The organism is Halomarina rubra (assembly GCF_023699475.1).
GTDB classification, from domain to species: domain Archaea; phylum Halobacteriota; class Halobacteria; order Halobacteriales; family Haloarculaceae; genus Halomarina; species Halomarina rubra.
Genome location: NZ_JALXFV010000008.1, coordinates 710,129 through 731,998 on the forward strand (window position 1 = coordinate 710,129; position 21,870 = coordinate 731,998).

Here is a 21,870-nt window from a genome sequence, read left to right on the forward strand (position 1 = left end):
GTCGCGCGAGCAAAGAACGTGACGCCGATTTTCGCCGAGACGCCCGCCAGTCCTCTCATCGAGGCGTGACAACGCGGTAGTGTGTCTCCGAAACCGAGGTCCGACGCTCCCGGTCGACGGAATGTCCCGACCGACGGACACCACCGACGAACCCCATCTTCCCGACCCGTCACGAGGTCTTTACCCACGCAGAGCGTACCCGTAACATGGTCTTCACAGCGGACCGTCGGCGGGTGGCACTCGCGGGGGCGCTCGTCGCCCTCGTCGCCGTCGCCGTCGGTGGGACGGTCGCGTGGTGGGGGGCGTCGCTCGCGGTGGCGCTCGCGGCGGGCGTCCTCGTCGGCCTGTTCGCGCTGGTCGTGGTGCCCCTGGCGCTCATCGCCCGCGAGGTCGGCTCGACCGCCGACGACCCGCTGGCCCTCGAACGACGCATCGGGGCCGCCGCCGGACGCTCGACGACCGAACTCGACGCGCTCGCGGAGTGGGACGAACGCCGTGGCCGCCTCGAAGAGCCCGCCGACCGGGACTGACGGCGGCGCTCGCGAGGCGAGAGAGCGAAACGTCCGAAAAAGGTGGCGTCGGGCTACTCCTCGTCCGCGTCGTCGACTCCGACTGCTTCGTCGACTCCAACCGCGTCGTCCGCGTCGTCCGCGTCGTCTACGTCCGCATCGTCGTCCGCGCCGTCGCCCGGCGAGAACACGTCGACGCTTGCGACCCAGTCGTCGTCGAGTTTCATCACGCGCACGCCCATCGTGTTCCGACCCTGTTCGGACACCTCGTGGGCGTGGGTCCGCATTATCTGGCCCTTCTCGCTCATGATGACGAGGTCGTCGTCGGGCGCGACGGTCTCCAGCGCCACGACGGGGCCGTTGCGTTCGTTCGTCTTGATGTCGATGAGTCCCTTCCCGTAACGCGACTGGACGCGGTACTCCGACAGCGGCGTGCGCTTGCCGTAGCCGTGCCAGGTCACCGTGAGCAGCGACTTGTCGCCGTCGGTGGTGCTGACGAGACCGACCACCTCGTCGTCACCCTGGAGTTTGATGGCGTTGACCCCGCGTGCGGAGCGACCCATCGAGCGGGCCTCGGTCTCGTCGAAGCGGATGGTCATGCCGTCGCGCGTGCCGATGATGGCGTCGCCCGACCCGTCGGTGACCGCCACGTCGACGAGTTCGTCGCCCTCCTCCAGTTTGACGGCGCGGATGCCCGTCGAGAGGATGTTGTCGAACGCGGTGACGGGCGTGCGCTTGATGTACCCGCCACGGGTCGCCATCGTCAGGAACTCCTCCTCGTCGAGTTCGTCGGCGTTGACGATGGCCGTCACCTGCTCGTCGCGGTCGAGTTTGAGGATGTTGACGGCCGAGCGCCCGCGGGCCGTCCGGCCCATCTCGGGCAACTCGTAGGTCTTCAGCTTGTGGACCTGGCCCTGGTCGGTGAAACAGAGCAGGTAGTCGTGGGTCGAGGCCTGGAACGCCTTCGACACACGGTCGCCGTCTTTCAGGCGAGCGCCGATGATACCCTTCCCGCCCCGGTGCTGGGGGTCGAACGCTGACAGCGGCATCCGCTTGACGTAGTCCTCCTGCGTGAGGACGACGACCATCTCCTCCTCGGGGATGAGGTCCTCGCGGGTGACGTTGCCGTAGTCCTCGACGATGGAGGTCCGGCGCTCGTCGTCGAACTCGTCTTTGACGTCGCGCAACTCGTCTTTGATGACGCCGAGCAGTTCGGACTCGTCGCCGAGGATGGTCTCCAGACGCTCGATCTCGTCGGAGACCTTCTCGTACTCGTCTTCGAGTTCCGCCGCTTCGAGCGACGTGAGGCTCCCGAGTTGCATCCGGACGATGTGGTCGGACTGGCGCTCGGAGAAGTCGTAGGCCTCCTGCAGGGCCGCTCGTGCCGCGTCGCGGTCCTCGCTGTTGCGAATGAGTTCGACCACGTCGTCGACGTTCTCGAGGGCCTGCAGACGGCCTTCGAGGATGTGCGCGCGGTCCTCGGCCTCGTCGAGTTCGTACTGCGACCGCCGGCGGACGACGTTCCGGCGGTGCTGGACGAACTGTTCGAGCATCTCCTTGAGGTTCAGCACACGGGGTTGGCCGTCGACCAGCGCCAACGAGATGATGCTGAACGTCCGTTCGAGGTGGTGTTCGAGCAGTTGGTTTCGCACGACGTCGGCGTTCGCGCCGCGCTTGAGGTCGATGACGACCCGGATGCCCTCGCGGTCGGACTCGTCGCGGATGTCCGAGATACCCTCGATGCGCCCGTCGTTGACGTCGTCGGCGATGCGCTCGATGCGCCGGGCCTTGTTCTCCTGGTACGGCAGTTCCGTGATGATTATCTGCCGCTCGTCCTCGTCAACCTCCAGTTCCGCACGGACACGGAGCTTCCCGCGACCGGTCTGGTAGGCGTCGACGATGCCCTCGCGACCGACGATGTTCGCGCCCGTCGGGAAGTCCGGCCCCTTGACGTGCTCCATCAGGTCCATGACGGTGCAGTCGGGGTCGTCGATGAGTTCGATGGCCGCGTCGACCACCTCGCCGAGGTTGTGCGGCGGGATGTTCGTGCTCATCCCGACGGCGATACCCGAGGCACCGTTCAGGAGGAGGTTCGGGACGGCGGCGGGGAGGACCGTCGGTTCGGTCAGGCGGTCGTCGTAGTTGCCCTCGAAGTCGACGGTGTCCTTCTCGATGTCCGCCAGCATCGACTCGGCGATGGGGGCCATCCGCGCCTCCGTGTACCGCATCGCCGCGGGCGGGTCGCCGTCGACGCTGCCGAAGTTCCCCTGCCCGTCGATGAGCGGGTAGCGCAGCGAGAAGTCTTGGGCCATTCGGGCCAGTGCGTCGTAGATGGCGGAGTCACCGTGGGGGTGGTAGTTCCCCATCGTGTCCCCGACGATGTTCGAGGACTTGCGGTGGCCCGCACGGCTCGTGATGCCCGCCTCGTGCATCGCGTAGAGGATACGTCGCTGGACGGGTTTCAGCCCGTCTTTCGCCGAGGGGAGCGCCCGCCCGACGATGACGCTCATCGCGTAGTCGATGTAGGACTGCTCCATCTCCTCTTCGACGCGCACGGGCGTGACGCGCTCTGCCGGTACGTCCGGGGCTTCGCCGGGGAGGTCCGAACTCATCGGTGCCTCCGTCGTGGTGTGGGGTTCATGGTCGGTGTCGTCGTGGTCGCGGTCGTCGTCTGCGGTACTCGTGTGGCCGGTGTGGCCGTGGCTGGTCGGCGGGGCGACGGGTGGGGGACCATCAGATGTCCACCCACTCGGCGTCCTTCGAGTGCTCCTTGATGAACTGCTTGCGCGGCCCGACGGCGTCGCCCATCAGTACGGAGAACATCCGGTCTGCGGCGGCCGCGTCCTCGATGGCGATCTGCTTGAGGATGCGGTTGTCGGGGTCCATCGTCGTGTCCCAGAGCTGTTCGGGGTTCATCTCGCCAAGCCCCTTGAATCGCTGGACCTGGTCGGGCGACCCGTCACACTGCTCCTCGACGATGCGCTCGCGGTCGGCCTCCGTCATCGCGTCGTACGTCTCCCCGCCCGAGCGGATACGGTACAGCGGCGGTTGTGCAGCGTAGACGTAGCCCGCCTCCAGCAGCGGCTTCATGTGCCGGTAGAGGAACGTCAGGAGCAGGGTGCGGATGTGTGCCCCGTCGACGTCCGCGTCGGTCATCATGATGATCTTCTGGTAGCGCGCGTCCTCGATGTCGAACTCCTCGCCGATGCCCGTCCCGATGGCGGTGATGAGGTTGCGGATCTGCTCGTTCTCCAGGATGCGGTCCAGCCGGTGTTTCTCGACGTTGAGGATTTTCCCACGGAGCGGGAGGATGGCCTGGAAGCCGGGGTCACGACCCTGCTTCGCGGAGCCACCTGCGGAGTCACCCTCCACGACGAACAGTTCTGCCTCGCTCGGGTCGCGGGTCTGACAGTCCGCGAGCTTCCCGGGCAGGGAGGTGGATTCGAGCGCCGACTTCCGGCGCGTCAGCTCCTCGGCTTTCTTCGCGGCCATCCGCGCCTTCGCGGCGTCGACGGCCTTGCGGATGATGACCTCGGCGGTGTTCGGGTGTTCTTCGAGATAGGTCCCGAGCTCTTCGTGGACGGCGCTCTCGACGATACCTCGGACCTCGCTGTTGCCGAGTTTCGTCTTCGTCTGGCCCTCGAACTGCGGGTCGGGGTGCTTGACGGAGATGACGGCGGTGAGGCCCTCGCGGATGTCCTCGCCCTTGAGGTTGCCGTCGATGTCGTCGGCGAGCCCCTGAGATTTCGCGTAGTCGTTGACGATGCGCGTGAGCGCCGTCTTGAACCCGGTGAGGTGGGTCCCGCCCTCGCGGGTGTTGATGTTGTTGGCGAACGCGTGGATGGAGCCCTGGACGCCGTCTGTCGCCTGCATGGCGATTTCGACCTGGACGACCCCGTCGTCGGTCTCCGACTCCGCGTCGAAGTAGACGACGTCGTCGTGGAGCGCGGACTTCGACTCGTTGAGGTAGTCGACGAACTCGCGGATGCCACCTTCGTACTCGAAGGTCGCCTCCTTCTCGTCGGGTTCGGAGTGGAGCGTGATGCTCACACCCGGGTTGAGGAAGGCGAGTTCCCGGAGGCGCGACTCCAGGGTCGTGTAGACGAACTCGGTCGTCTCGAAGATCTCCTCGTCGGGCCAGAAGGTGACCTCCGTGCCCGTCTCCTCGTCGGGTTCCATCTCCCGGACGCGCTGGAACTCCTCGGGTTGGGGTTCGCCGTGGTCGAAGCGGTGGTTCCACACCGCGCCGTCGCGTTTGATCTCGACCTCGAGCCACTTCGAGAGCGCGTTGACGACGCTCACGCCGACCCCGTGGAGTCCTCCCGACACCTGGTAGGACTTGTTGTCGAACTTCCCACCGGCGTGGAGGATCGTCATGATGACCTCCACCGCGGGGCGGTCGTACTCGCTGTGCGTGTCGACCGGGATACCCCGCCCGTCGTCCCTGACGGTGACGGAGTTGTCCTCGTTGATGACGACCTCGATGGTGTCACAGTGTCCCGCGAGCGCCTCGTCGATGGAGTTGTCTACGATCTCGTAGACGAGGTGGTGCAACCCGCGAGAATCAGTCGAACCGATATACATGGCCGGGCGCTTTCGGACAGCTTCGAGGCCCTCGAGGACCTGAATCTGTCCTGCGCCGTACTCTGAATCCTGCGACATGAACTACTTGGATTTCCTTGGGAGTTCCCACACATAAAGCCCCCGCACGCGCGCGCGGAGTGAATGTGAAAGTGGAACGCGCACGGTCGCCGAACCGTGCGCCGGAGACACACGGTTACACTTTCACCACGCTAACGGGGAGGTTTTAACCGCACGGTAGCAAGAGACCCAACAGGATGACCTCATATCAGTCGGAGCTCGGTGGCGGCGGGAACGTCGCCGAGGAGTTGGCGAAGGGCCAGCGAGCCATCTCCATCGCCGAGTTCTTCGAGAAGAACAAGCACATGCTCGGGTTCGACTCGGGCGCTCGTGGGTTGGTGACCGCGGTGAAAGAGGCGGTCGACAACGCACTCGACGCGACCGAGGAGGCCGGGCTCCTCCCCGACATCTACGTCGAAATCGCCGAGGCCGGCGACTACTACCGTCTCGTCATCGAGGACAACGGGCCGGGCATCACCAAAGAGCAGATTCCGAAGGTGTTCGGGAAACTGCTGTACGGCTCTCGTTTCCACGCTCGCGAGCAGTCCCGCGGGCAGCAGGGTATCGGTATCTCCGCCGCGGTTCTCTACTCGCAGCTCACCTCGGGCAAGCCCGCGAAGATCACCTCGAAGACACAGGGCGAGGAACAGGCGCAGTACTTCGAACTCATCATCGACACGGACTCGAACGAACCGGAAATCTCCGTCGAGGACACGACGACGTGGGAACGACCCCACGGCACCCGCATCGAACTGGAGATGGAGGCGAACATGCGCGCCCGCCAGCAGCTCCACGACTACGTCAAACACACTGCGGTCGTCAACCCCCACGCCCGCATCGAGTTCCGCGAGCCCTCCGAGCACCTGAAGTACGAGCGGGCGACCGACCAGATGCCCGCCGAGACGACCGAGATTCGCCCCCACCCCCACGGCGTCGAACTCGGGACGCTCATCAAGATGCTCGGCGCGACCGACTCCTACAGCGTCTCGGGGTTCCTCCAGTCGGAGTTCACCCGCGTCGGTCAGAAGACCGCCGACAGCGTCGTCGACAACTTCCGTGACCGCCACTACGGTCGCGAGATGGCGTGGTCACCGCCCGCCTCGCACGAAGACGCCGACATCGAGGCGGCCATCACCGACGCCGTCAACGGTAAAGGGCAGGAGGCGACCAGCGCGTTCGCCGGCGCGGTCGCGGACGCCGTCGCTACACGCGACCGACTCGCCCACCACGAACTCCGGGCGGTCGTCGAGAAGGCAGCGGACGACGCGGAGGTCGACTCCGGCGTCACCTTCGGCGACACGGTCCGTGAGAACGCCGTCGACGCCGCGTGGCGCGAGATAGTCGTCGGGCGGGAGGCCGACTGCTTCAGGCTCGTCGACGAGGCGACGACCTCGAGGAAGGACGACGCCGCGGTCGAAGCACTCGCACGCCGCGTCGCGACCGGGTTCACCGGCAACGACGACGCGCGCGACCGCATCACCCACGAGACGCTGTCGAACTACGTCGAACGGGCCGCCGAGCGGACGAAAGAGCGCGACGACGTGAGCTTCGGCGAGACCGCCCGCGAGAACGTCGTCGAGTCGTTCTGGGCGGTCGCTCGGACCGTCCCCGACGACGCACCGAGCGTGAAGGAGACGGAGGGCGACCGCGACACCGCGAGCGAACTGCTCGAAGCGATGCGCGAGACGGACATCCTCGCGCCACCGACGGACTGTCTCGCCCCCATCACCGACGAACTCGTCGAGGCGGGGCTGAGAAAGGAGTACGACGCCGACTTCTTCGCCGCGGCGACCCGCGACGCCGAGGTCCACGGCGGCGACCCGTTCATCGTCGAGGCGGGCATCGCCTACGGCGGCGACCTCCCCGCCGAGGGCCAGGTCGACGTCCTCCGGTTCGCCAACCGCGTCCCGCTGGTCTACCAGCGCGGGGCGTGTGCTTCGACGGACGTCGTCAAACGCATCAACTGGCGAAACTACGGACTGGACCAACCCGGCGGGAGCGGGATGCCCAACGGCCCCGCCGTCCTGATGATCCACGTCGCGTCGACGAACGTGCCGTTCACGAGCGAGTCGAAGGACGCCATCGCGAACGTCCCGAACATCGAAGACGAGATCGAACTCGCGCTGCGGGAGGCGGCCCGCGAGATGAAACGCTACCTCAACAAGCGCCGCTCGATGGAGAAGCGCCAGCGCAAGCAGAACGTCATCGCCGACATCCTGCCCCGCATGGCCGACAAACTCTCCGAGGTCACCGAGCGCGACCAACTGAACGTCGGCGACTCGCTGGCCCGTATCATGAACAACGTCCTCGTCGAGCGTGAGGTGGAAGACGGCCACGTGAAACTCGTCGTCCGAAACTTCTCGGATACGAACGCCGACCCCGACATCACCGACATCGTCGGGGTCGACCCCGGCCAGCCCGAGGACGCACAGGTCATCGAGATGGACGGCGAGTGGTTCGTCAAGTGGTCGCCGACGGTGGCGGCCGGCGAGACCGCCGTCCTGGAGTACGACGTGAGCGACGACGCGACGTTCGACGTCTCCGTCGAGGGTATCGAGGACGCGAAACTGACGGTGAACGCCTGATATGAGTTCAGACAGCGACATTCCACGACAGGACGAACTCGCCCGCGAGCGACTCATCGACCTCGCGGCGGAGTTCTACGACCAGTTCGCCGCGGGGGAGGTGCCGTCGATGCAGATTCCCACGCGGACGAAGAGCAACATCGAGTACGACGAGGAACAGGGCGTCTGGGTGTACGGCGACCGGCACTCGACGCGCTCTGCGAACACCGTCGGTGGCGCACAGAAGCTCCTGAAGGCCATCTACGTCATCGACTTCCTCCAGAACCAGCTCCAGGAGAACCGCTCGTCGACCCTGCGTGAGCTGTACTACCTCAGCGAGTCGTGGGACTTAGACGCCGCACAGTTCAACAGCCAGGACGAGTCGAACGGTCTCATCGAGGACCTGGAGATTGTCTCGCACGTCAAGCGCGAGGACTTCCACATGCGCCCGGAGGAGTCCGGCGCGAAGGTGATGGGACCGCTGCTCATCCGCGAACAGACCAACCGCGGCGAGCGCCAGATCCACTGTCAGGACGACGTGGGCCAGGGTGGCTACCAGATTCCGAACAACGTCGACACCATCGAGTTCCTCGACCACGACGCCGACTTCGTGATGGCCGTCGAGACCGGTGGGATGCGCGACCGACTCGTCGAGAACGGGTTCGACGAGGAGTACAACACCATCGTCGTCCACCTCGGAGGGCAGCCGGCACGGGCGACTCGCCGCCTCACGAAACGACTCCACGACGAACTCGACCTCCCGGTGACGGTGTTCACCGACGGTGACCCGTGGTCGTACCGCATCTTCGGCTCCATCTCCTACGGGTCCATCAAGTCCGCTCACCTCTCGGAGTACCTCGCGACGCCCGAGGCGCGGTTCATCGGCATCCAGCCCTCGGACATCGTCGAGTACGACCTGCCGACGGACCCGCTCAGCGATTCGGACGTCAACGCGCTCCAGTCGGAACTCGAAGACCCCCGATTCCAGACCGACTACTGGCGCGAGCAGATCGAACTGCAACTCGATATCGACAAGAAGGCCGAACAGCAGGCACTCGCCTCTCGTGGCCTCGACTTCGTGACGGACACCTACCTCCCCGAGCGACTCGAGGACATGGGTATCCTCTGAAGGCGGTCGAGCGCGACCCGTTACTCAGAACTCCGTCTCGACGGGTCGGTCGGCCGTCGGCGACGCCCCAGATGTGAACTCCGAGAGCCCACCGCTCGCACACGAGCGACAGTAGTTGTTCTCGCCGGAGGCGGTCTCGAACAGCGGGACGCCGGCGACGACGACCTCTTCGCGGTACGAGCGTTCGACACCCTCTTCGATGGCCCCCGAGCAGACGACGCACGGTGCGTCTGGGTCGACGCGAGTCGTCTCCTCGGTCGACTGAGTCCGCCCGAACGTCGTCGGTGGGTGACGGTTCTGCAGGCGGCGGCGCGTGGCGGGCATCGCCCAGAGCGCGGCCGCGAAGAAGAACACGCCAAGGGTCATCACGACGACGTCGAACGAGGCGAACATCGCCATCGCCGAGAGCAACAGGAGCGCCCCGCCGACGTAGCCGACGAGGGTGCTGCCGGTCGACCCGGTCGACCCCGTCCGACTCCCGCGGTGGCCGCTCGGCACGTCCCGGTCGAGCGAGGCCGACAGCGTGTCGTCGCCGTCGGCCCGGAGGATGCGCCGCTCGCCCTCGTTGTTGTACTTGTGCCAGCCGTACAGCAGGTTCCCGACGCCGCCGGTGAACACGAGGAGGACGGCGTGGACCTTGACGCTCCCGTACTCGCGTTTCCGGAGGACGACCCGGTCGCCGCTGTCGCGTTCGACGTCCCAGCCGTCGAGGAGGTGGTCGTCGACCCGTCGGCGGAACTGCTCGCGGTTCGAGGCGGGGCCGTCGCCCGCCCGGTCGGTCGTCGTCGTGCCTCGGTGCCGGGCCGCCGCCGGCCGCTCCTCCGGGGTCGTCTCGACGCACTGCGTGCCACACTGCGGGCAGTAGTTGGTCGTCGCGTCGAGGGCCGCCCCGCAGTGGGCACAGAAGTTCGGTCTCGCGGAGGGCATTCGTGTCGACAGAGCGTGTCGTCTCTGTAAAACGTTCCGGTGACTGAGACGCCGACAGTGTCCACCGTCGGAGACCGTCACCGGCAACCCGGTCGTGATGTCGGTCGGCTTTTGCCGCCCTCGGCCGTCCGTCCGGTATGTCTCAGTTCTCGTCGTTCGACACGCTCCGTTCGGCGCTCAACGACCACGAGTTCGACCGGCCGCCCGCGCTCGTCGCGAACGCCCACATCACGGGACTGGGCGTCGCTCGGGCGCTGGCCGCCCACGACGTCCCCGTCGTCACCCTCGACCGGAGCGGGGAGGGGGTCGCCCCCGCCTCGAACGCCGTCGTCGCCGCGGGCGAGGTGACTTACCCCCTCGACGACCGCGCGGCGTTCCGCGAGGACGTGGAGGAACTGGTCGAGGCCATCGGCCGCGAGGTGGTCGCGTTCGGGTGCATGGACGAGTGGGTGAACGCCTTCGCCGAGACGCGACCCGAGGGCGTTCGCCGCTCGTTCGACGCCGACGCCGCCCCCGCCGTCCTCGACAAGGAGGAACTGTACGCCCGGGCCGACCGCCTCGGCGTCCCGTACCCCGAGACGTACTCGCTGGCGGCGGTCGACCCCACCGAGGCGGCCGAAGCGCTCGAGTTCCCGTTCGTCGTCAAACCCGCCCGCAAACGCGAGGGCGAAGAGGTTCTCGGGACGAACGTCGTCGAGGTCGCGGACCGCGAGGCGTTCGACGCCGTCGTCGACCGCGCCCGGTCGGCCGACATCCGCGTCCTCGCTCAGGAGAAGGTCGACGTCGCGGTCGGCGAGGACCGCTCGCTGGCCTCGTACGTACCGCCGAACGATTCGGAAGCCGACCCGCTGGCAGTCGTCGGGAACGCCCGGGTCCGCCATCCGCGACAGTTCGGGACGTCGTGTGTCGTCGACGTGGTCGAGGACGCGACGATTCGCGAGCACGCCCTCTCGGTCATCTCGGACGCGGAGTACCACGGCATCAGCGAGGCGGAGTTCGTCTACGACTCGGCCCGCGGCGAACACGTCCTGCTCGACATCAACACCCGCCCGTGGAAGTGGATCGGTCTGCCCGTCGCCGCCGGGCGGAACCTCCCGCTCGCGGCCTACGAGTCGGCGGTCGGCGGCGACGTCGAGCGCGCCCGCGGACCGAAACTCGCCTCACGATGGGTGTACCTCCGGGACTTCCTCGCGGGCCTCGCCGGGGGCGAGACTCCGAACGTCCTCACCGGCGAGCAGTGGCGAGCGGTCGCGGCCGGGCGACCCGTCGACGCCGACGTGACGACGGCCGTCTTCGACACGGCCGACCCGGGGCCCGTCCAGCGCCTCGTCGAGACGGAGTTCGGCGGTCGGGACTACTACTGCTCCTGTTGAGCGTGGCGGCGTGTCCGAGACGACGGCCGATTCGGCCGCTTTCCCCCGGAGTTTAGCGGCCCGCGGCCGGACCGAACCCAATGACCGACACGCGGCCCGACGGCGGCGGCGGGACAGACGAGGACGGTGACGGTCCGGACGACGACGGTCGGATGCGACTCAACCTGTTCACGATGAACGCCGTCGAGCACGTCTCGATGGGTAGCTGGCGGTACCCCGGCGACCAGTCGGCACGGTACACCGACCGGACCTACTGGGAGGAGGTCGCTCGCACCGCCGAGCGCGGGGGGTTCGACGCCGTCTTCTTCGCCGACGTGCGGGGCATCTACGACGTGTTCGGCGACTCCCGGGAGACGGCCATCCGGAAGGCCGTCCAGACGCCCTCGAACGACCCCTCCTACCTGATTCCCGCGATGGCCTCGGTGACCGACCACCTCGGGTTCGCCGTGACGCGCTCGACGTCCTACTCCCACCCCTACCAGCTCGCCCGCGAGTTCTCGACGCTCGACCACCTCACCGACGGGCGGGTCGCGTTCAACGTCGTCACCTCCTACCTCGAATCGGCCGCCCGGAACCTCGGCGTCGACGAACGCCTCGACCACGACGACCGCTACGACCGCGCCCAGGAGTTCATGGAGCTGTGTTACGCACTCTGGGAGGACTCCTGGGACGACGACGCCGTCGTCCGGGACCGCGAGGCGGGCGTGTTCACCCGGCCGGAGGGCGTCCACGACGTCGACCACGACGGCGACTTCTTCACCGTGCAGGGACCGCACGGCTGCGAGCCCTCGCCCCAGCGGACGCCCGTCGTCTACCAGGCCGGGTCCTCCGAGCGCGGCCGGGAGTTCGCTGCCCGCAACGCCGAGGCCGTCTTCGTCAGCCTCCCGACCGAACGCGGCGTCCGGGACTACGTCGGGGACATGCGCGAACGGGCCGCAGACCACGGCCGGGACCCCGATTCACTGGCCTTCTTCCCCGGTATCGTCCCCGTCGTCGGCGAGACGGCGGCGCTCGCGGAGGCGAAGTACGAGAGCTACCGAGACGCCATCGACGTGGAGGGTGTCCTCGCGCTGCTCTCGGGGTTCATGGACATGGACCTCTCGGCGTTGGACCCCGACGAGCGCGTCGAACACATCGAGACCGAGGCCATCCAGGGGGCGGTCGACGCGTTCACCACCAGCGACCCCGACCGGGAGTGGACCGTCCGGGAGGTAGCGCAGTTCGCCGGTCTCGGGACCACCTCGCCGGTCCTCGTCGGCACGCCCGAACACGTCGCCGACGAACTCGAACGATGGTTCCACGACGTCGGCGTCGACGGCTTCAACGTCAAGGAGGTCGTCCGGCCGGACAGTCTGACCGACTTCGTCGACCTCGTCGTGCCCGAGTTTCGCGAACGCGGACTGCTTCGCGAGTCCTACGAGGGCGGGACCCTCCGGGAGAACACCCTGGGGTACGGCCCGCGACTCCCGGCCGACCACCCGGGACGACGCCGGGAGTGAACGGGGAGTGAAAGAGTAGTGAACGGGAACCGACCAGTGCCTCGCCGGACGCGAGTTTATCCCCGCTGCGGGCCTCCCTCGACCCGTGTTGTTCCAGAGCTTCTTCGACCCAGGCCACGGACTGCTCTCCTCGTTCGACGAGCGGGCGGTCGCAGTGGTCGCGTTCCTCGTTCTCTCGGCGGTCGGCCTGCTCGCGGAGGCGCTCTGGGACGCGAAGGGGATGCTCGTCGCCGGCGCGCTGGTCGTGTTCGTCGTCGCAATCGTCGTCTGGGCACCGCCGCTGTTCGCCGAGGAGTGGCACTACGCCGTCCTCGCCGCCGTCCCCGTCGTCCTCGGGAACCACTTCTACCGAGGGCGTAACCCACGGGGACGCGGCGGCCCGTAGTGTTCGGCCGACGCTCCACGACCGGCCGTTCGGCGGTCAGGATTCGTCGAGGACGACCGGGACCCCGCGGCTCGCGACGTCGGCCGCGAACGCGCCCGAATCCGTCTCCAATGCGTGGAACGTGTTGTAGTGGATGGGGAGTACGAGGTCCGGTTCGACGCCGGCGGCGAGTACCGCGGCCTCGTGGCGGTCCATCGTGAACGACCCACCGATGGGCGGACAGAACAGCGAGCAGTCGACTGCCCGGTGGCTGTCGAGCGCGTCCGAGTCCCCTGGCCAGAACACTCCGGTCCCGTCGACGTCGAGGTGGAAGCCACAGCCGAACCCCTCGGGGTGGTAGGGAGTGCCGTCGTCGCGGGTGTGGGGGCCGTCGGGGTCGTTGTACGCGGCCGTCGCCGTCACCTCGACGCCGGCGACGGTCAGCGAGTCGCCGTAGGCCACCCGCTCGACCTCGTAGGGGAGGTCGTCGAGCGGGTCGACGTCGCGGTCGATTGCGTCGGCGTCGACGGCCTCGAAGGCCACGACCGTGGCGTCGTCCCCGGCGACCCGTCGGACGGCGTCGGAGTCGTAGTGGTGGTCGTGAGTGATACAGACCACGTCCCCGTCTTTCGCGTCGTAGTCCACCGGCGTGGGGTGGCCGACGCCGGGGGTGTCCGGCTCCCAGTCGCCGGTGAGGACGCCGTAGCGACCGGGGTCGAGGTAGACGGTCGCGGTCGGCGATTCGAGGCGGAGCGTCGCGTAGCCGAACCAGTCGACGGCGAGGCCCTCGTGTCGTATCGTCATCGCCGGCGGTACGGCGACGAGCGAGAAAAGCGACCCAGATGCGGAAGGTGGTGCCGCGACCCGCCCGCCCCGAGGCGGTCGGAGGCGGACGTCGCTCGCCACCCGCCGCTCAGGACTGGAGGTCCGCCGCGATGTCGGCCTCGGTGATGATTCCGCGCATCTTCCCGCCCTCGACGACGATGACGGCGTCGTGGTGGTCGAGGTGGTTGTCCACCTCGTCGAGCGTCGCGTCGCGAGCGACCGTCGTCAGCGCCTCGCGCATCACTTCGGCGACGGGGAGGTCGCCGAGGCCTTCGCTCTCGTCGACCCGCCGGATGTCGCTCGTCGAGATGAGACCGACCGGGTAGCCGTCGCGGGCGACGGGCAACTGCGAGTACCCCTCGGCGCTCATCGTCTCGATGGCCTCCCGGACGCTGTCGTCGGGGGCGACGGCGACGACCGGTTCGTGCATCACGTCCTCGGCGCGACGAATCGCCCCCTCGGCGGCGTCCATCGCCTCGACGATGCGACGCAGCGTCGAGAGTCGCGGGTCGACGTCGTCGCCCTCGATGCGGGCGATGAGCGGTTGAGAGACCCCCGCCCGCTCGGCGAGTTCGCTCTGGGTCAACTCCAACGAGTGACGCCGTTCGCGGAGGTCCGCTGGCGTCGGCAGCTTCATACGCCACCGATAACCGAGGGTTATTCAAAAGTGTTCCGTCGGCGGGTGCCCGACGCTCGGTAGTCGCTGGGCCACAGCGGTCGCGTTCTCGGAGCGACCCGGTGGAACGCGAGGTGTTTTGTGTAGTGACCGACTGGTAGGAACTGACATGGGTGAGGGACAGTCGGAGGGTGGTGCGCGGCTCACACTCGACATCTGGCACCCGAACTGCTGGACGTTGGAGGTGACCGACGAGGTACCGGCCGGTCTGCTCGGTCACGGCGTCCACCACGTCGACGGCCGTGCGCAGGGCCGGTTCACGGCGTTCGCCGACACGACGGCGGACCTCGCCGCGCTCATCGACGCCATCGGGGCGTCCTCGCTCACCGAGTCCGTCTGGAGTGTCGCCCAGCCCCGAACCGTCGAGGACGGTGCGCTCGCGCCGGGGAGCGCGACTCAGGGTCTCATCGTCACCTACGACATCCACAACAGCATCAACGATGCGCTCGTCTCGCGAGGGTTCATCCCCGACGAACCGGTCCGGATGGTCGGGGGGCGGGAGTTCTGGACGGTCGTGGTTCGGAAGGACCGCGAGGCGGTGCAGGCGGCTCTGGAGGAGGTTCGCGCCGAACACGACGCGGACATCCGCGTCAGCCACATCGGCACCGCGAGCGAAGGCGTCGGCGCGGGGATGTTCTCGACCGACGACCTCTCGGAGCGCCAGCGCGAGGTGTTCGAACTCGCCCGACAGCGCGGCTACTACACCTGGCCCCGCGACGTCTCGGCGGCCGACCTCGCCGACGAACTGGGGCTGTCGAAGGCGACGCTGCTCGAACACCTCCGGAAGGCCGAGGCGAAACTCCTCGGCGAACGCTCGAAGTGAGCGGGCCGTCGGCGGGTCGTGACCTCGTCCCGACGACCCAATCATGCTAGGTGCGGGAGTTAACACACGACGGTGAGAGACGGTAGCACATGTCTTCAGAGGGTGCGAGCGCCGACAACAGTCTCGCCCGGAACATGGGGCCGCTCGGGGCGGTCGCCACGGTGGTTGCCGGGACGCTCGGTGCGGGACTGTTCGTCACGCTCGGCACGGCCAGCAGCACGACCGGTCCGAGCGTCATCCTGGTGGTGGCACTGTCGGGCCTGCTCGCGATGGCTATCGCGACGAACTACAGTTGGATGGCGACCATCTTCCCCGGAGCGGCGGGGTCGTACACGTACATCTCCCGGACGTTCGACTCCCGGTTACCGGGGTTCGTCGTCACGTGGTCGAAGTGGTTGGGGTACATGGCCGCCGACGCCGTCCTCGCCATCGGGTTCGGGAGCTACCTCAAGGTGTTCTACCCGAACGTGGTGCTCCCGTTCGGCGTCGACTTCACGGTCGGTGCTGGCTTCGCGCTGCTCACCGTCCTCTTCCTCGTCAACCTCGTCGGTACGAAGGGCTACAGCGTCTCCCAGAACCTCATCTTCGGGTTCCTCATCGTCTCCATCCTGGTCCTGGTCGTCCCGGGACTGTTCTCCATCGACACCGTGAACTACCAGCCGTTCTTCACGGGCGGTCTGGACGGGTTCGTCGCCGCCGCGGTGCCGCTGTTCTACGCGTACATCGGCATCGCCGTCGCCGCTCAGATGGGCGCGGAGGTGAAGAACCCCGGTCGGAACCTCCCGCTGGCGATGGTCGGCGGGACGGCCATCCTCATCGTCCTCTACATGCTGACGGCAGCGGTCATCTACGGCGTCGTCGGCGACTACACCGTGCTGGCGAACTCCGACCGCCCGCTGGCGACCGCCGCCGAAGTGTTCCTGGGCGATATCGGGACCGGCATCGTCGCGTTCGGCGGGTTGCTCGCCACTGCCTCCAGTGTCCACGCGGTGATGGCCGCCGGTATCAAGATGCCGTACTCGTGGTCCTGGGACGAGGTGTTCCCCAAGCAGTTCTCCGCCGTGAGCGAACGGTTCCGGACGCCCCACTGGTCGCTGCTGACGCTGTACCTCGTCGCCGCTGGCCTGACGTTCTGGTCGGGCGGTCTCGACCGGGCGCTCGCCATCGCGACGTTCAGCTACCTCATCGCGTACCTCACCGTCTCGCTGACGGCGGGGTACGTCTACGTGAAACGCCCAGACATCGGCTCGCGGGCCGCGTTCCAGCCGGGCACGTGGTTCTACCTCTCGATCGGCGTCGCGACGGTCGGTGCGGCCGCGCTCCTCACGCAGGCCGCGAACTGGCTCGGCGTGTTCGCCGTCGACTACGGCGCGGTGTTCGACGCGCTCTCGCGTGGGGCGCTCCTGGAGGCCGCCGGGGTCGTCAACGAGACCATCCCGACGCTCAGCATCTACGTCCCGTGGCTGCTCGTCGGCCTGGGTATCTTCGGGGTGTACTGGTACCTCGGCAACCAGCGGGGCACCGACGTCGGAGCCATCCTCGACACGCTGCCGGGCGTCCCGAGCGACGAGTGGAACCCGGACATCCGGGAGAACGACCCCGAAGCGAGCGACGACCGCACGCCGAGTCCGGGGGCGGGTGATTAGATGATTCACCCACGGTCCGTCGCCGACACCGTCGACGCCGAGGCGACCGTCGACCTGCTCCAGGACCTCGTGCGGATTCGGAGCCCGTACTTCGAGGAGGCCGAGATAACCGAGTTCGTCTACGACTGGCTCGACGACCGCGACCTCGACCCCGACTACCACCACGTCTCGGAACCCGACATCACGGGGTTCGAGGGCGACAACGTCGTCGCTCGTCTGGTGGGCGACGACCCCGACGCACCCACGCTGCTCCTGAACGCCCACGTGGACACCGTGAAGATAGTCGAGGCGTGGGACGAAGACCCCTGTTCGGGGCGTATCGAGGACGGGAAGCTGTACGGACAGGGTGCCTGCGACATGAAGGGCGGCCTCGCCGCCATCATGGTCGCGTTCGAGGCGCTCGCGGACGTCGACCTCGCGGGCGACGTGCTGTTCACCGCCGTCGTCGACGAGGAAGGACCGTACGGTCTGGGCGCGGACGCGCTCGTACGGGACGGGTACACCGACGACTGCGACGCCGCCGTCGTCACCGAACCCGGCCCTATCCTCTGTCAGTCGGACGTCGAGAACCCCGCGCTCGTCCTCGGCGCACGGGGGCGATTCCTCTACGACGTCGAGGTGACCGGCCGCGCCGCTCACGGCTCGCAACCCGAGAAGGGCGTCAACGCGGTCGTCGACGCGGGCCGCGTCGCGGAGGCGCTCGACGAACTCGAGGTGGACTCCCACCCGCAGTTGGGCGACGGGTCGGTCTGTCCGCTGTTCGTCGAGGGCGGGGGACAGACGCTCTCGGTTCCGGAGTCGGCCCGCCTCATGGCCGACCGGCACGTCGTCCCCGGCGAGACCAAGGCGGTGGTGCGCGAACAGGCCGAGGCCGCCATCGAGTCGCTCGACCTCGACAGCGAGGTCGACGTGGACTTTCGCGAGGCACCGGCCGACGACGTCTACTACGGCCCGTACGTCACCGACCCCGACCACCCGCTGGTGGGGGCGCTCGACGGGGCGACCCGCGAGGTGGCGGGCGTCGCCCCGGAGGTGGGCTACTTCTCCAGCGTCGGCGACTTCAACTACTTCGGCGACCGTGCAGACCTCCCGACGGTCATCGTCGGGCCGGACGGCGAGAACATCCACAGCGCCGGCGAGTTCGTCTACACGGACGACGTCGTCGAGGTGGCACGCATCGTCACCGCGGGTGCGGCGTCGTACCTCGGCTGAGCGGTTCGGCGGCCGGTCGCGGCGACCGCCCCCTCCGCTCAGTCCTCGTCTTCGTCCTCGATGTCGAACGTCTGGATGACCTTGAGGGGAACCTTCCGGAGTGCGCCACCGATCTCGCTCTTGGCGATGCGCTGGGCGTGCTGTTCGCCCTCGGCGTTGAACACCTTCATCTCCAGGAGGAGGCCGACGAGCGCGGTGTCGGCGGCGATGAACGCCGAGTCGAACGCCTCGCCACAGGCGGGACACGGCGTCCCGCCCACCTCGACCTCGACGTAGTCCATGTCCTTCTGGTTGAGGCGCTTGCCCGCCTCGCTCACCGCGACGCCGATGGCGTCGTCGATACCGTCCACGTCCCGCACCAGCCACGCCGCCTCCATGGCGACCAGGTAGTTGCTCATACCGTCGAGTCGGGGGCTACCCATTCGGCCCTTGTGGTTTGGCGCGCACGGTACCGCGAAGCGTCGCATAAGTTATGGCGAACGCGCGGCACACCGGAGTGCGGCTTACCCGGATTCGCCGATTCGAGACAGGTGCAGTTGATGCCGAGACAGGCCCGGTTGAATCGCTACACTGCGGCACTGTCCTCTCTCTTCCGACCGAATGCGTAGCCACAAGGCGTATATAAGGGTCCGTGTTCAGAAGGCGGTGAGGAACCCGATGTTCAATCACGTTCGGTCCCTACTGCTGTTCGCCCTGTACCAGTGCTGTCTGTTCGCCGGCATCCTGCTGATGCCGGTGGCGGTGCTGGCGAGTCGTGTCGGAGTCCGCTTCCCGTACCACCGCGTCGTCGCCCGGGTCGGCGGGGCGTACGACCGCGCGAAGAACCACTGAGCGGACCCGTCCCAAGTTCTCCGTATTTTCGCCCCACGAGCGGGCGCTCGGTTCGGGTGACGGCGTCCCGTTGGGCAACCTATTTCCGGGCCGCCCGGGTAGACGACGGTAATGTACCGCGAATCTAGCGTGGAAGACCGGCGCGACTGGGAACCACCGATCTACCGCCCCGAAGTCGGCAGCCTCCCCGAGATGGAGGAGAAAGACGCCGAGAAGGTGAACCAGACCGGGACGACGACTGTCGGCATCACGACTACCGACGGCGTCGTCATCGCGACGGACATGCGCGCCTCGCTGGGCGGCCGGTTCGTCTCGAACAAGAACGTCCAGAAGGTCGAGCAGATCCACCCGACCGCGGCCCTGACGCTCGTCGGCTCCGTCGGCGGCGCGCAGTCGTTCATCCGCAACCTCCGTGCGGAGGTCGACCTCTACGAGGCCCGTCGCGGCGAGCAGATGAGTATGCAGGCGCTCTCGACGCTCGCGGGTAACTTCGCCCGCGGCGGCCCGTTCTTCGCCATCAACCCCATCCTCGGCGGCGTCGACGACGAGGGCCACCACGTCTACTCCATCGACCCGGCCGGCGGCGTCATGGCCGACGACTACACCGTCACCGGGTCCGGTCTCACCGTCGCCTACGGGACGCTCGAACGCGAGTACGAGGACGGCCTCTCGAACGAGGAGGCCAAGTCCGTCGCCGCCAGCGCCGTCAAGGCCGCCGTCGAGCGCGACACCGGGTCGGGCAACGGCGTCTTCCTCGCGGAGGTCACCGAGGAGGGTGTCGACATCAACGGTCACAAGGACTTCTCCGAGGTCCTCTGAGCGCCCCCAGAAACCGACCACTCTCGGCCGTTCTCCGTTCTCTCCCGACCGCACAGCGCTCGCTCGACCAGTCGCGACGCTACCGAGAGCGTAGGGAGCGTGGGTTCGAGAGTGGTCGTCCCCTCGGCCGACGGATTACTCGTCGACGGCGGAGGCGGCGTGAGAGGCCCCCTCGGCGCTGAGCGCGACGAGGTCCCGTTCCTGGTCGTACTCGACGAGGTCCGCCGCCTCCAGTCGCGGGACGTGGTCGTGGTACAGCGAGAGGTAGACGTCGAGGACGTCGTCGGGAGGAATCTCGACGATGGAGGTCTGGAACTCCTCGATGGCCACCTCGTCGGCGACGTCCGGGAGCGTTATCTCGTGGTGTTCGTCGACCAGCGCCAACACCTCGCGACGGCGGTAGTCCGCGAGCAGGTCGAACCCCTCGTCCGCGCCGTGGGTCGCTCGCTCGACGTTCGCGTTCGCGTCGACGAACTCGTAGAGGTGGTCGAACCCCGCCGGCGGGTCGTAGGTGACGACGCCGTCCCGGGAGTCGACGATACCCGCGGCGACGAGTTTCGGCAGGTGGACGTGGTACAGGAGGTTCGCCAGCCGTTCGCGCTCGGGGAACTCGCCGGCGAACGCATCGACGAGGTCGTCGAACGTCGTCTCGCCGACGCTGGCGAGGTGGTCGAGGAGGCGACGGCGGCGGCCGTCGGCGAGAACGGCGTAGAACTGGTCGAGGGTCGCACTGTTTGGCGCAGCACCGTTAGGCACGGTGGCGAGTGCGAGCACGTCGATGGTGGTGATGTCGGACGTCATTGGTGTGTTCCTGCTGGTGCGTCCCCGTCCGGTGGTCGAAACCACCCGAGTACGCGGGTGCCCGAAGCCCATCGCGGCCGGCTCACGGCCGGTCGGTAAGTGTTTTCGACCGAGTCGGTTTGTAGATGGTCCCTGCGAGTGCTGACATATGATTCTTTCGTGAGCGTTACGACAGCGTCAAGCCACGAATCGAGACGGTGCCGTCGCCGTCTTCGACGGTCCCGATACGACGGGCCGATTCGACCTGCTCGACGAACCGGTCGGCCTCCGCCGGGGCGAGCGAGACGACGAACCCGGTGCCCATGTTGAACGTGCGGTACATCTCCTCGTCGGCGACGTTCCCGGCCGTCTGGACGAACTCGAACACCGGTTGTGGGTCGAACGCGTCGGTCACCTCGTAGTGGTGGTCGCCCATGCGAGTGAGATTCGTCCAGCCCCCACCGGTGACGTGGGCGGCAGCGTGGGCGTCACAGTCGTGCAGCGCGTCGAGCAGGTCGGTGTAGATGCGCGTCGGTTCGAGCAGCACCTCGCCGACGGTCTTCGACTCGTCGAGGGGGAACGGGTCGGTGTAGTCGTGGTCGGCGGTCGCCGCCTCGCGAGCGAGCGTCAACCCGTTCGAGTGGATACCCGAGGAGGGGACGCCGACGAGCGCGTCGCCCGATTCGGCCGCTCCCGGCAGCAGGTCACCCTTCTCGGCGATGCCCGCACACGCCCCCGCGAGGTCCAGACCCGTGACGACGTCGGGGAGGACGGCGGTCTCGCCGCCGACGAGTTCGATGCCCGCTTCGGCGGCCCCGGCCGCGAGACCCCTCCCGACCTGTTCGGCGGTGTCGTCGTCGGGGACGTCGACGGCGAGGTAGTCGACGAACGCGACGGGCGTGACCCCCGCGGCGACGAGGTCGTTGACGTTCATCGCGATGCAGTCGACGCCGATGGTCGAGTAGTCGCCGAGCGCCTCGGCGACGAGCAGTTTCGTCCCGACGCCGTCGGTGGCGAGCGCGAGGTACCGGTCCCCGAGGTCGACGAGACCGGCGTAGTCGCCCGCCGTCTCGCCGATGGCACCGACGAGCGCGGCGGTCGCCGCCTCGCTGTCGGCGATGTCGACGCCGCTCTCCGAGTAGGTCATCCGCTCGTCGTCGGCCGGCGACTCGGACGTGTCGGCGTCTTCGGTCATAGTCGAGTGCGCGAAGCAGACCCCCAAAAACGAATCGGTACGACCATCGAACCGGGA

At 67.7% G+C, this 21,870-nt stretch carries 19 protein-coding genes; 11 read left to right on the top strand and 8 right to left on the bottom strand.

The window, feature by feature from the left end:
- The first annotated feature begins 206 nt into the window (after nucleotides 1–206).
- The gene (locus M1L36_RS18690) at nucleotides 207–530 is read left to right on the top strand and encodes a hypothetical protein (RefSeq protein WP_250875253.1); all 324 of its coding nucleotides are present in this window, start codon (nucleotides 207–209) and stop codon (nucleotides 528–530) included.
- Between the two features lie 53 nt (nucleotides 531–583).
- Here M1L36_RS18690 and gyrA read toward each other — a convergent pair whose 3' ends face one another.
- Together gyrA and gyrB are read right to left on the bottom strand one after the other, a co-directional pair.
- Nucleotides 584–3,121 carry a DNA gyrase subunit A gene (gyrA, locus tag M1L36_RS18695; RefSeq protein WP_250875254.1) on the bottom strand — a complete coding sequence of 846 codons (2,538 nt, stop codon included), beginning with the start codon at nucleotides 3,119–3,121 and terminating at the stop codon, nucleotides 584–586.
- Between the two features lie 121 nt (nucleotides 3,122–3,242).
- Entirely contained in the window at nucleotides 3,243–5,171 is a 1,929-nt protein-coding gene (gene gyrB / locus M1L36_RS18700) for a DNA topoisomerase (ATP-hydrolyzing) subunit B (protein WP_250875255.1), read from the bottom strand.
- A gap of 176 nt (nucleotides 5,172–5,347) precedes the next feature.
- On the opposite strand from gyrB, the gene M1L36_RS18705 reads away from it, so the two are divergent.
- The gene (locus tag M1L36_RS18705; RefSeq protein ID WP_250875256.1) at nucleotides 5,348–7,735 is read left to right on the top strand and encodes a DNA topoisomerase VI subunit B; all 2,388 of its coding nucleotides are present in this window, start codon (nucleotides 5,348–5,350) and stop codon (nucleotides 7,733–7,735) included.
- Nucleotide 7,736: 1 nt separating this feature from the next.
- Entirely contained in the window at nucleotides 7,737–8,843 is a 1,107-nt protein-coding gene (locus M1L36_RS18710) for a DNA topoisomerase IV subunit A (RefSeq protein ID WP_250875257.1), read from the top strand.
- Between the two features lie 24 nt (nucleotides 8,844–8,867).
- On the opposite strand, the gene M1L36_RS18715 is transcribed toward M1L36_RS18710, so the two are convergent.
- Entirely contained in the window at nucleotides 8,868–9,770 is a 903-nt protein-coding gene (locus tag M1L36_RS18715) for a zinc ribbon domain-containing protein (RefSeq protein ID WP_250875258.1), read from the bottom strand.
- 137 nt (nucleotides 9,771–9,907) lie between these two features.
- Here M1L36_RS18715 and M1L36_RS18720 point away from each other — a divergent pair, with 137 nt between their 5' ends.
- The 3 genes from M1L36_RS18720 to M1L36_RS18730 all read left to right on the top strand — a co-directional run bounded on the left by M1L36_RS18720 (nucleotide 9,908) and on the right by M1L36_RS18730 (nucleotide 13,027).
- Complete coding sequence (locus M1L36_RS18720; protein ID WP_250875259.1) at nucleotides 9,908–11,143, top strand: carboxylate--amine ligase; 1,236 nt, start codon at nucleotides 9,908–9,910, stop codon at nucleotides 11,141–11,143.
- 152 nt (nucleotides 11,144–11,295) lie between these two features.
- Nucleotides 11,296–12,642 (top strand): LLM class flavin-dependent oxidoreductase, encoded by a 1,347-nt coding sequence (locus M1L36_RS18725; RefSeq protein WP_369694270.1) that lies wholly within the window; start codon nucleotides 11,296–11,298, stop codon nucleotides 12,640–12,642.
- 85 nt (nucleotides 12,643–12,727) lie between these two features.
- Nucleotides 12,728–13,027 carry a hypothetical protein gene (locus M1L36_RS18730; RefSeq protein ID WP_250875261.1) on the top strand — a complete coding sequence of 100 codons (300 nt, stop codon included), beginning with the start codon at nucleotides 12,728–12,730 and terminating at the stop codon, nucleotides 13,025–13,027.
- Between the two features lie 36 nt (nucleotides 13,028–13,063).
- On the opposite strand, the gene M1L36_RS18735 is transcribed toward M1L36_RS18730, so the two are convergent.
- Entirely contained in the window at nucleotides 13,064–13,810 is a 747-nt protein-coding gene (locus tag M1L36_RS18735) for an MBL fold metallo-hydrolase (RefSeq protein WP_250875262.1), read from the bottom strand.
- Nucleotides 13,811–13,919: 109 nt separating this feature from the next.
- Nucleotides 13,920–14,468: a CBS domain-containing protein gene (locus tag M1L36_RS18740; RefSeq protein ID WP_250875263.1), complete on the bottom strand. Its 549-nt coding sequence runs from the start codon at nucleotides 14,466–14,468 to the stop codon at nucleotides 13,920–13,922.
- Between the two features lie 148 nt (nucleotides 14,469–14,616).
- Between M1L36_RS18740 and M1L36_RS18745 the strand changes: the two genes are divergently transcribed.
- The 3 genes from M1L36_RS18745 to M1L36_RS18755 all read left to right on the top strand — a co-directional run bounded on the left by M1L36_RS18745 (nucleotide 14,617) and on the right by M1L36_RS18755 (nucleotide 18,188).
- Nucleotides 14,617–15,330, top strand: coding sequence for a helix-turn-helix domain-containing protein (locus M1L36_RS18745; RefSeq protein ID WP_250875264.1), 714 nt, complete (start codon nucleotides 14,617–14,619; stop codon nucleotides 15,328–15,330).
- An 89-nt stretch (nucleotides 15,331–15,419) separates the two neighbouring features.
- Entirely contained in the window at nucleotides 15,420–16,976 is a 1,557-nt protein-coding gene (locus M1L36_RS18750) for an APC family permease (protein ID WP_250875265.1), read from the top strand.
- Nucleotides 16,977–18,188 (top strand): M20 family metallopeptidase, encoded by a 1,212-nt coding sequence (locus M1L36_RS18755; RefSeq protein ID WP_250875266.1) that lies wholly within the window; start codon nucleotides 16,977–16,979, stop codon nucleotides 18,186–18,188.
- Nucleotides 18,189–18,226: 38 nt separating this feature from the next.
- Here M1L36_RS18755 and M1L36_RS18760 read toward each other — a convergent pair whose 3' ends face one another.
- Complete coding sequence (locus tag M1L36_RS18760; protein WP_250875267.1) at nucleotides 18,227–18,586, bottom strand: DUF555 domain-containing protein; 360 nt, start codon at nucleotides 18,584–18,586, stop codon at nucleotides 18,227–18,229.
- Nucleotides 18,587–18,845: 259 nt separating this feature from the next.
- Here M1L36_RS18760 and M1L36_RS18765 point away from each other — a divergent pair, with 259 nt between their 5' ends.
- Entirely contained in the window at nucleotides 18,846–19,019 is a 174-nt protein-coding gene (locus M1L36_RS18765; RefSeq protein ID WP_250875268.1) for a hypothetical protein, read from the top strand.
- Nucleotides 19,020–19,130: 111 nt separating this feature from the next.
- On the top strand, nucleotides 19,131–19,838 hold the full coding sequence (gene psmB, locus M1L36_RS18770; RefSeq protein ID WP_250875269.1) for an archaeal proteasome endopeptidase complex subunit beta: 708 nt from the start codon (nucleotides 19,131–19,133) through the stop codon (nucleotides 19,836–19,838).
- A 135-nt stretch (nucleotides 19,839–19,973) separates the two neighbouring features.
- Here psmB and M1L36_RS18775 read toward each other — a convergent pair whose 3' ends face one another.
- Together M1L36_RS18775 and purM are read right to left on the bottom strand one after the other, a co-directional pair.
- The gene (locus M1L36_RS18775) at nucleotides 19,974–20,639 is read right to left on the bottom strand and encodes a DUF7344 domain-containing protein (protein ID WP_250875270.1); all 666 of its coding nucleotides are present in this window, start codon (nucleotides 20,637–20,639) and stop codon (nucleotides 19,974–19,976) included.
- Nucleotides 20,640–20,805: 166 nt separating this feature from the next.
- Nucleotides 20,806–21,813: a phosphoribosylformylglycinamidine cyclo-ligase gene (gene purM / locus M1L36_RS18780; RefSeq protein WP_250875271.1), complete on the bottom strand. Its 1,008-nt coding sequence runs from the start codon at nucleotides 21,811–21,813 to the stop codon at nucleotides 20,806–20,808.
- Between the last annotated feature and the right edge of the window lie 57 nt (nucleotides 21,814–21,870).

Excerpts from the sequence above, each read along its gene's own strand:
- M1L36_RS18775 (WP_250875270.1), bottom strand. The coding sequence starts at position 20,639 with ATGACGTCCGACATCACCACCATCGACGTGCTCGCACTCGCCACCGTG.
- M1L36_RS18725 (WP_369694270.1), top strand. The coding sequence starts at position 11,296 with ATGCGACTCAACCTGTTCACGATGAACGCCGTCGAGCACGTCTCGATG.
- psmB (WP_250875269.1), top strand. The coding sequence starts at position 19,131 with ATGTACCGCGAATCTAGCGTGGAAGACCGGCGCGACTGGGAACCACCG.
- M1L36_RS18765 (WP_250875268.1), top strand. The coding sequence starts at position 18,846 with ATGTTCAATCACGTTCGGTCCCTACTGCTGTTCGCCCTGTACCAGTGC.
- M1L36_RS18715 (WP_250875258.1), bottom strand. The coding sequence starts at position 9,770 with ATGCCCTCCGCGAGACCGAACTTCTGTGCCCACTGCGGGGCGGCCCTC.
- M1L36_RS18740 (WP_250875263.1), bottom strand. The coding sequence starts at position 14,468 with ATGAAGCTGCCGACGCCAGCGGACCTCCGCGAACGGCGTCACTCGTTG.
- M1L36_RS18760 (WP_250875267.1), bottom strand. The coding sequence starts at position 18,586 with ATGAGCAACTACCTGGTCGCCATGGAGGCGGCGTGGCTGGTGCGGGAC.
- M1L36_RS18735 (WP_250875262.1), bottom strand. The coding sequence starts at position 13,810 with ATGACGATACGACACGAGGGCCTCGCCGTCGACTGGTTCGGCTACGCG.
- M1L36_RS18690 (WP_250875253.1), top strand. The coding sequence starts at position 207 with ATGGTCTTCACAGCGGACCGTCGGCGGGTGGCACTCGCGGGGGCGCTC.
- gyrB (WP_250875255.1), bottom strand. The coding sequence starts at position 5,171 with ATGTCGCAGGATTCAGAGTACGGCGCAGGACAGATTCAGGTCCTCGAG.
- M1L36_RS18755 (WP_250875266.1), top strand. The coding sequence starts at position 16,977 with ATGATTCACCCACGGTCCGTCGCCGACACCGTCGACGCCGAGGCGACC.
- M1L36_RS18705 (WP_250875256.1), top strand. The coding sequence starts at position 5,348 with ATGACCTCATATCAGTCGGAGCTCGGTGGCGGCGGGAACGTCGCCGAG.
- M1L36_RS18710 (WP_250875257.1), top strand. The coding sequence starts at position 7,737 with ATGAGTTCAGACAGCGACATTCCACGACAGGACGAACTCGCCCGCGAG.
- M1L36_RS18720 (WP_250875259.1), top strand. The coding sequence starts at position 9,908 with ATGTCTCAGTTCTCGTCGTTCGACACGCTCCGTTCGGCGCTCAACGAC.
- purM (WP_250875271.1), bottom strand. The coding sequence starts at position 21,813 with ATGACCGAAGACGCCGACACGTCCGAGTCGCCGGCCGACGACGAGCGG.
- M1L36_RS18745 (WP_250875264.1), top strand. The coding sequence starts at position 14,617 with ATGGGTGAGGGACAGTCGGAGGGTGGTGCGCGGCTCACACTCGACATC.
- gyrA (WP_250875254.1), bottom strand. The coding sequence starts at position 3,121 with ATGAGTTCGGACCTCCCCGGCGAAGCCCCGGACGTACCGGCAGAGCGC.
- M1L36_RS18750 (WP_250875265.1), top strand. The coding sequence starts at position 15,420 with ATGTCTTCAGAGGGTGCGAGCGCCGACAACAGTCTCGCCCGGAACATG.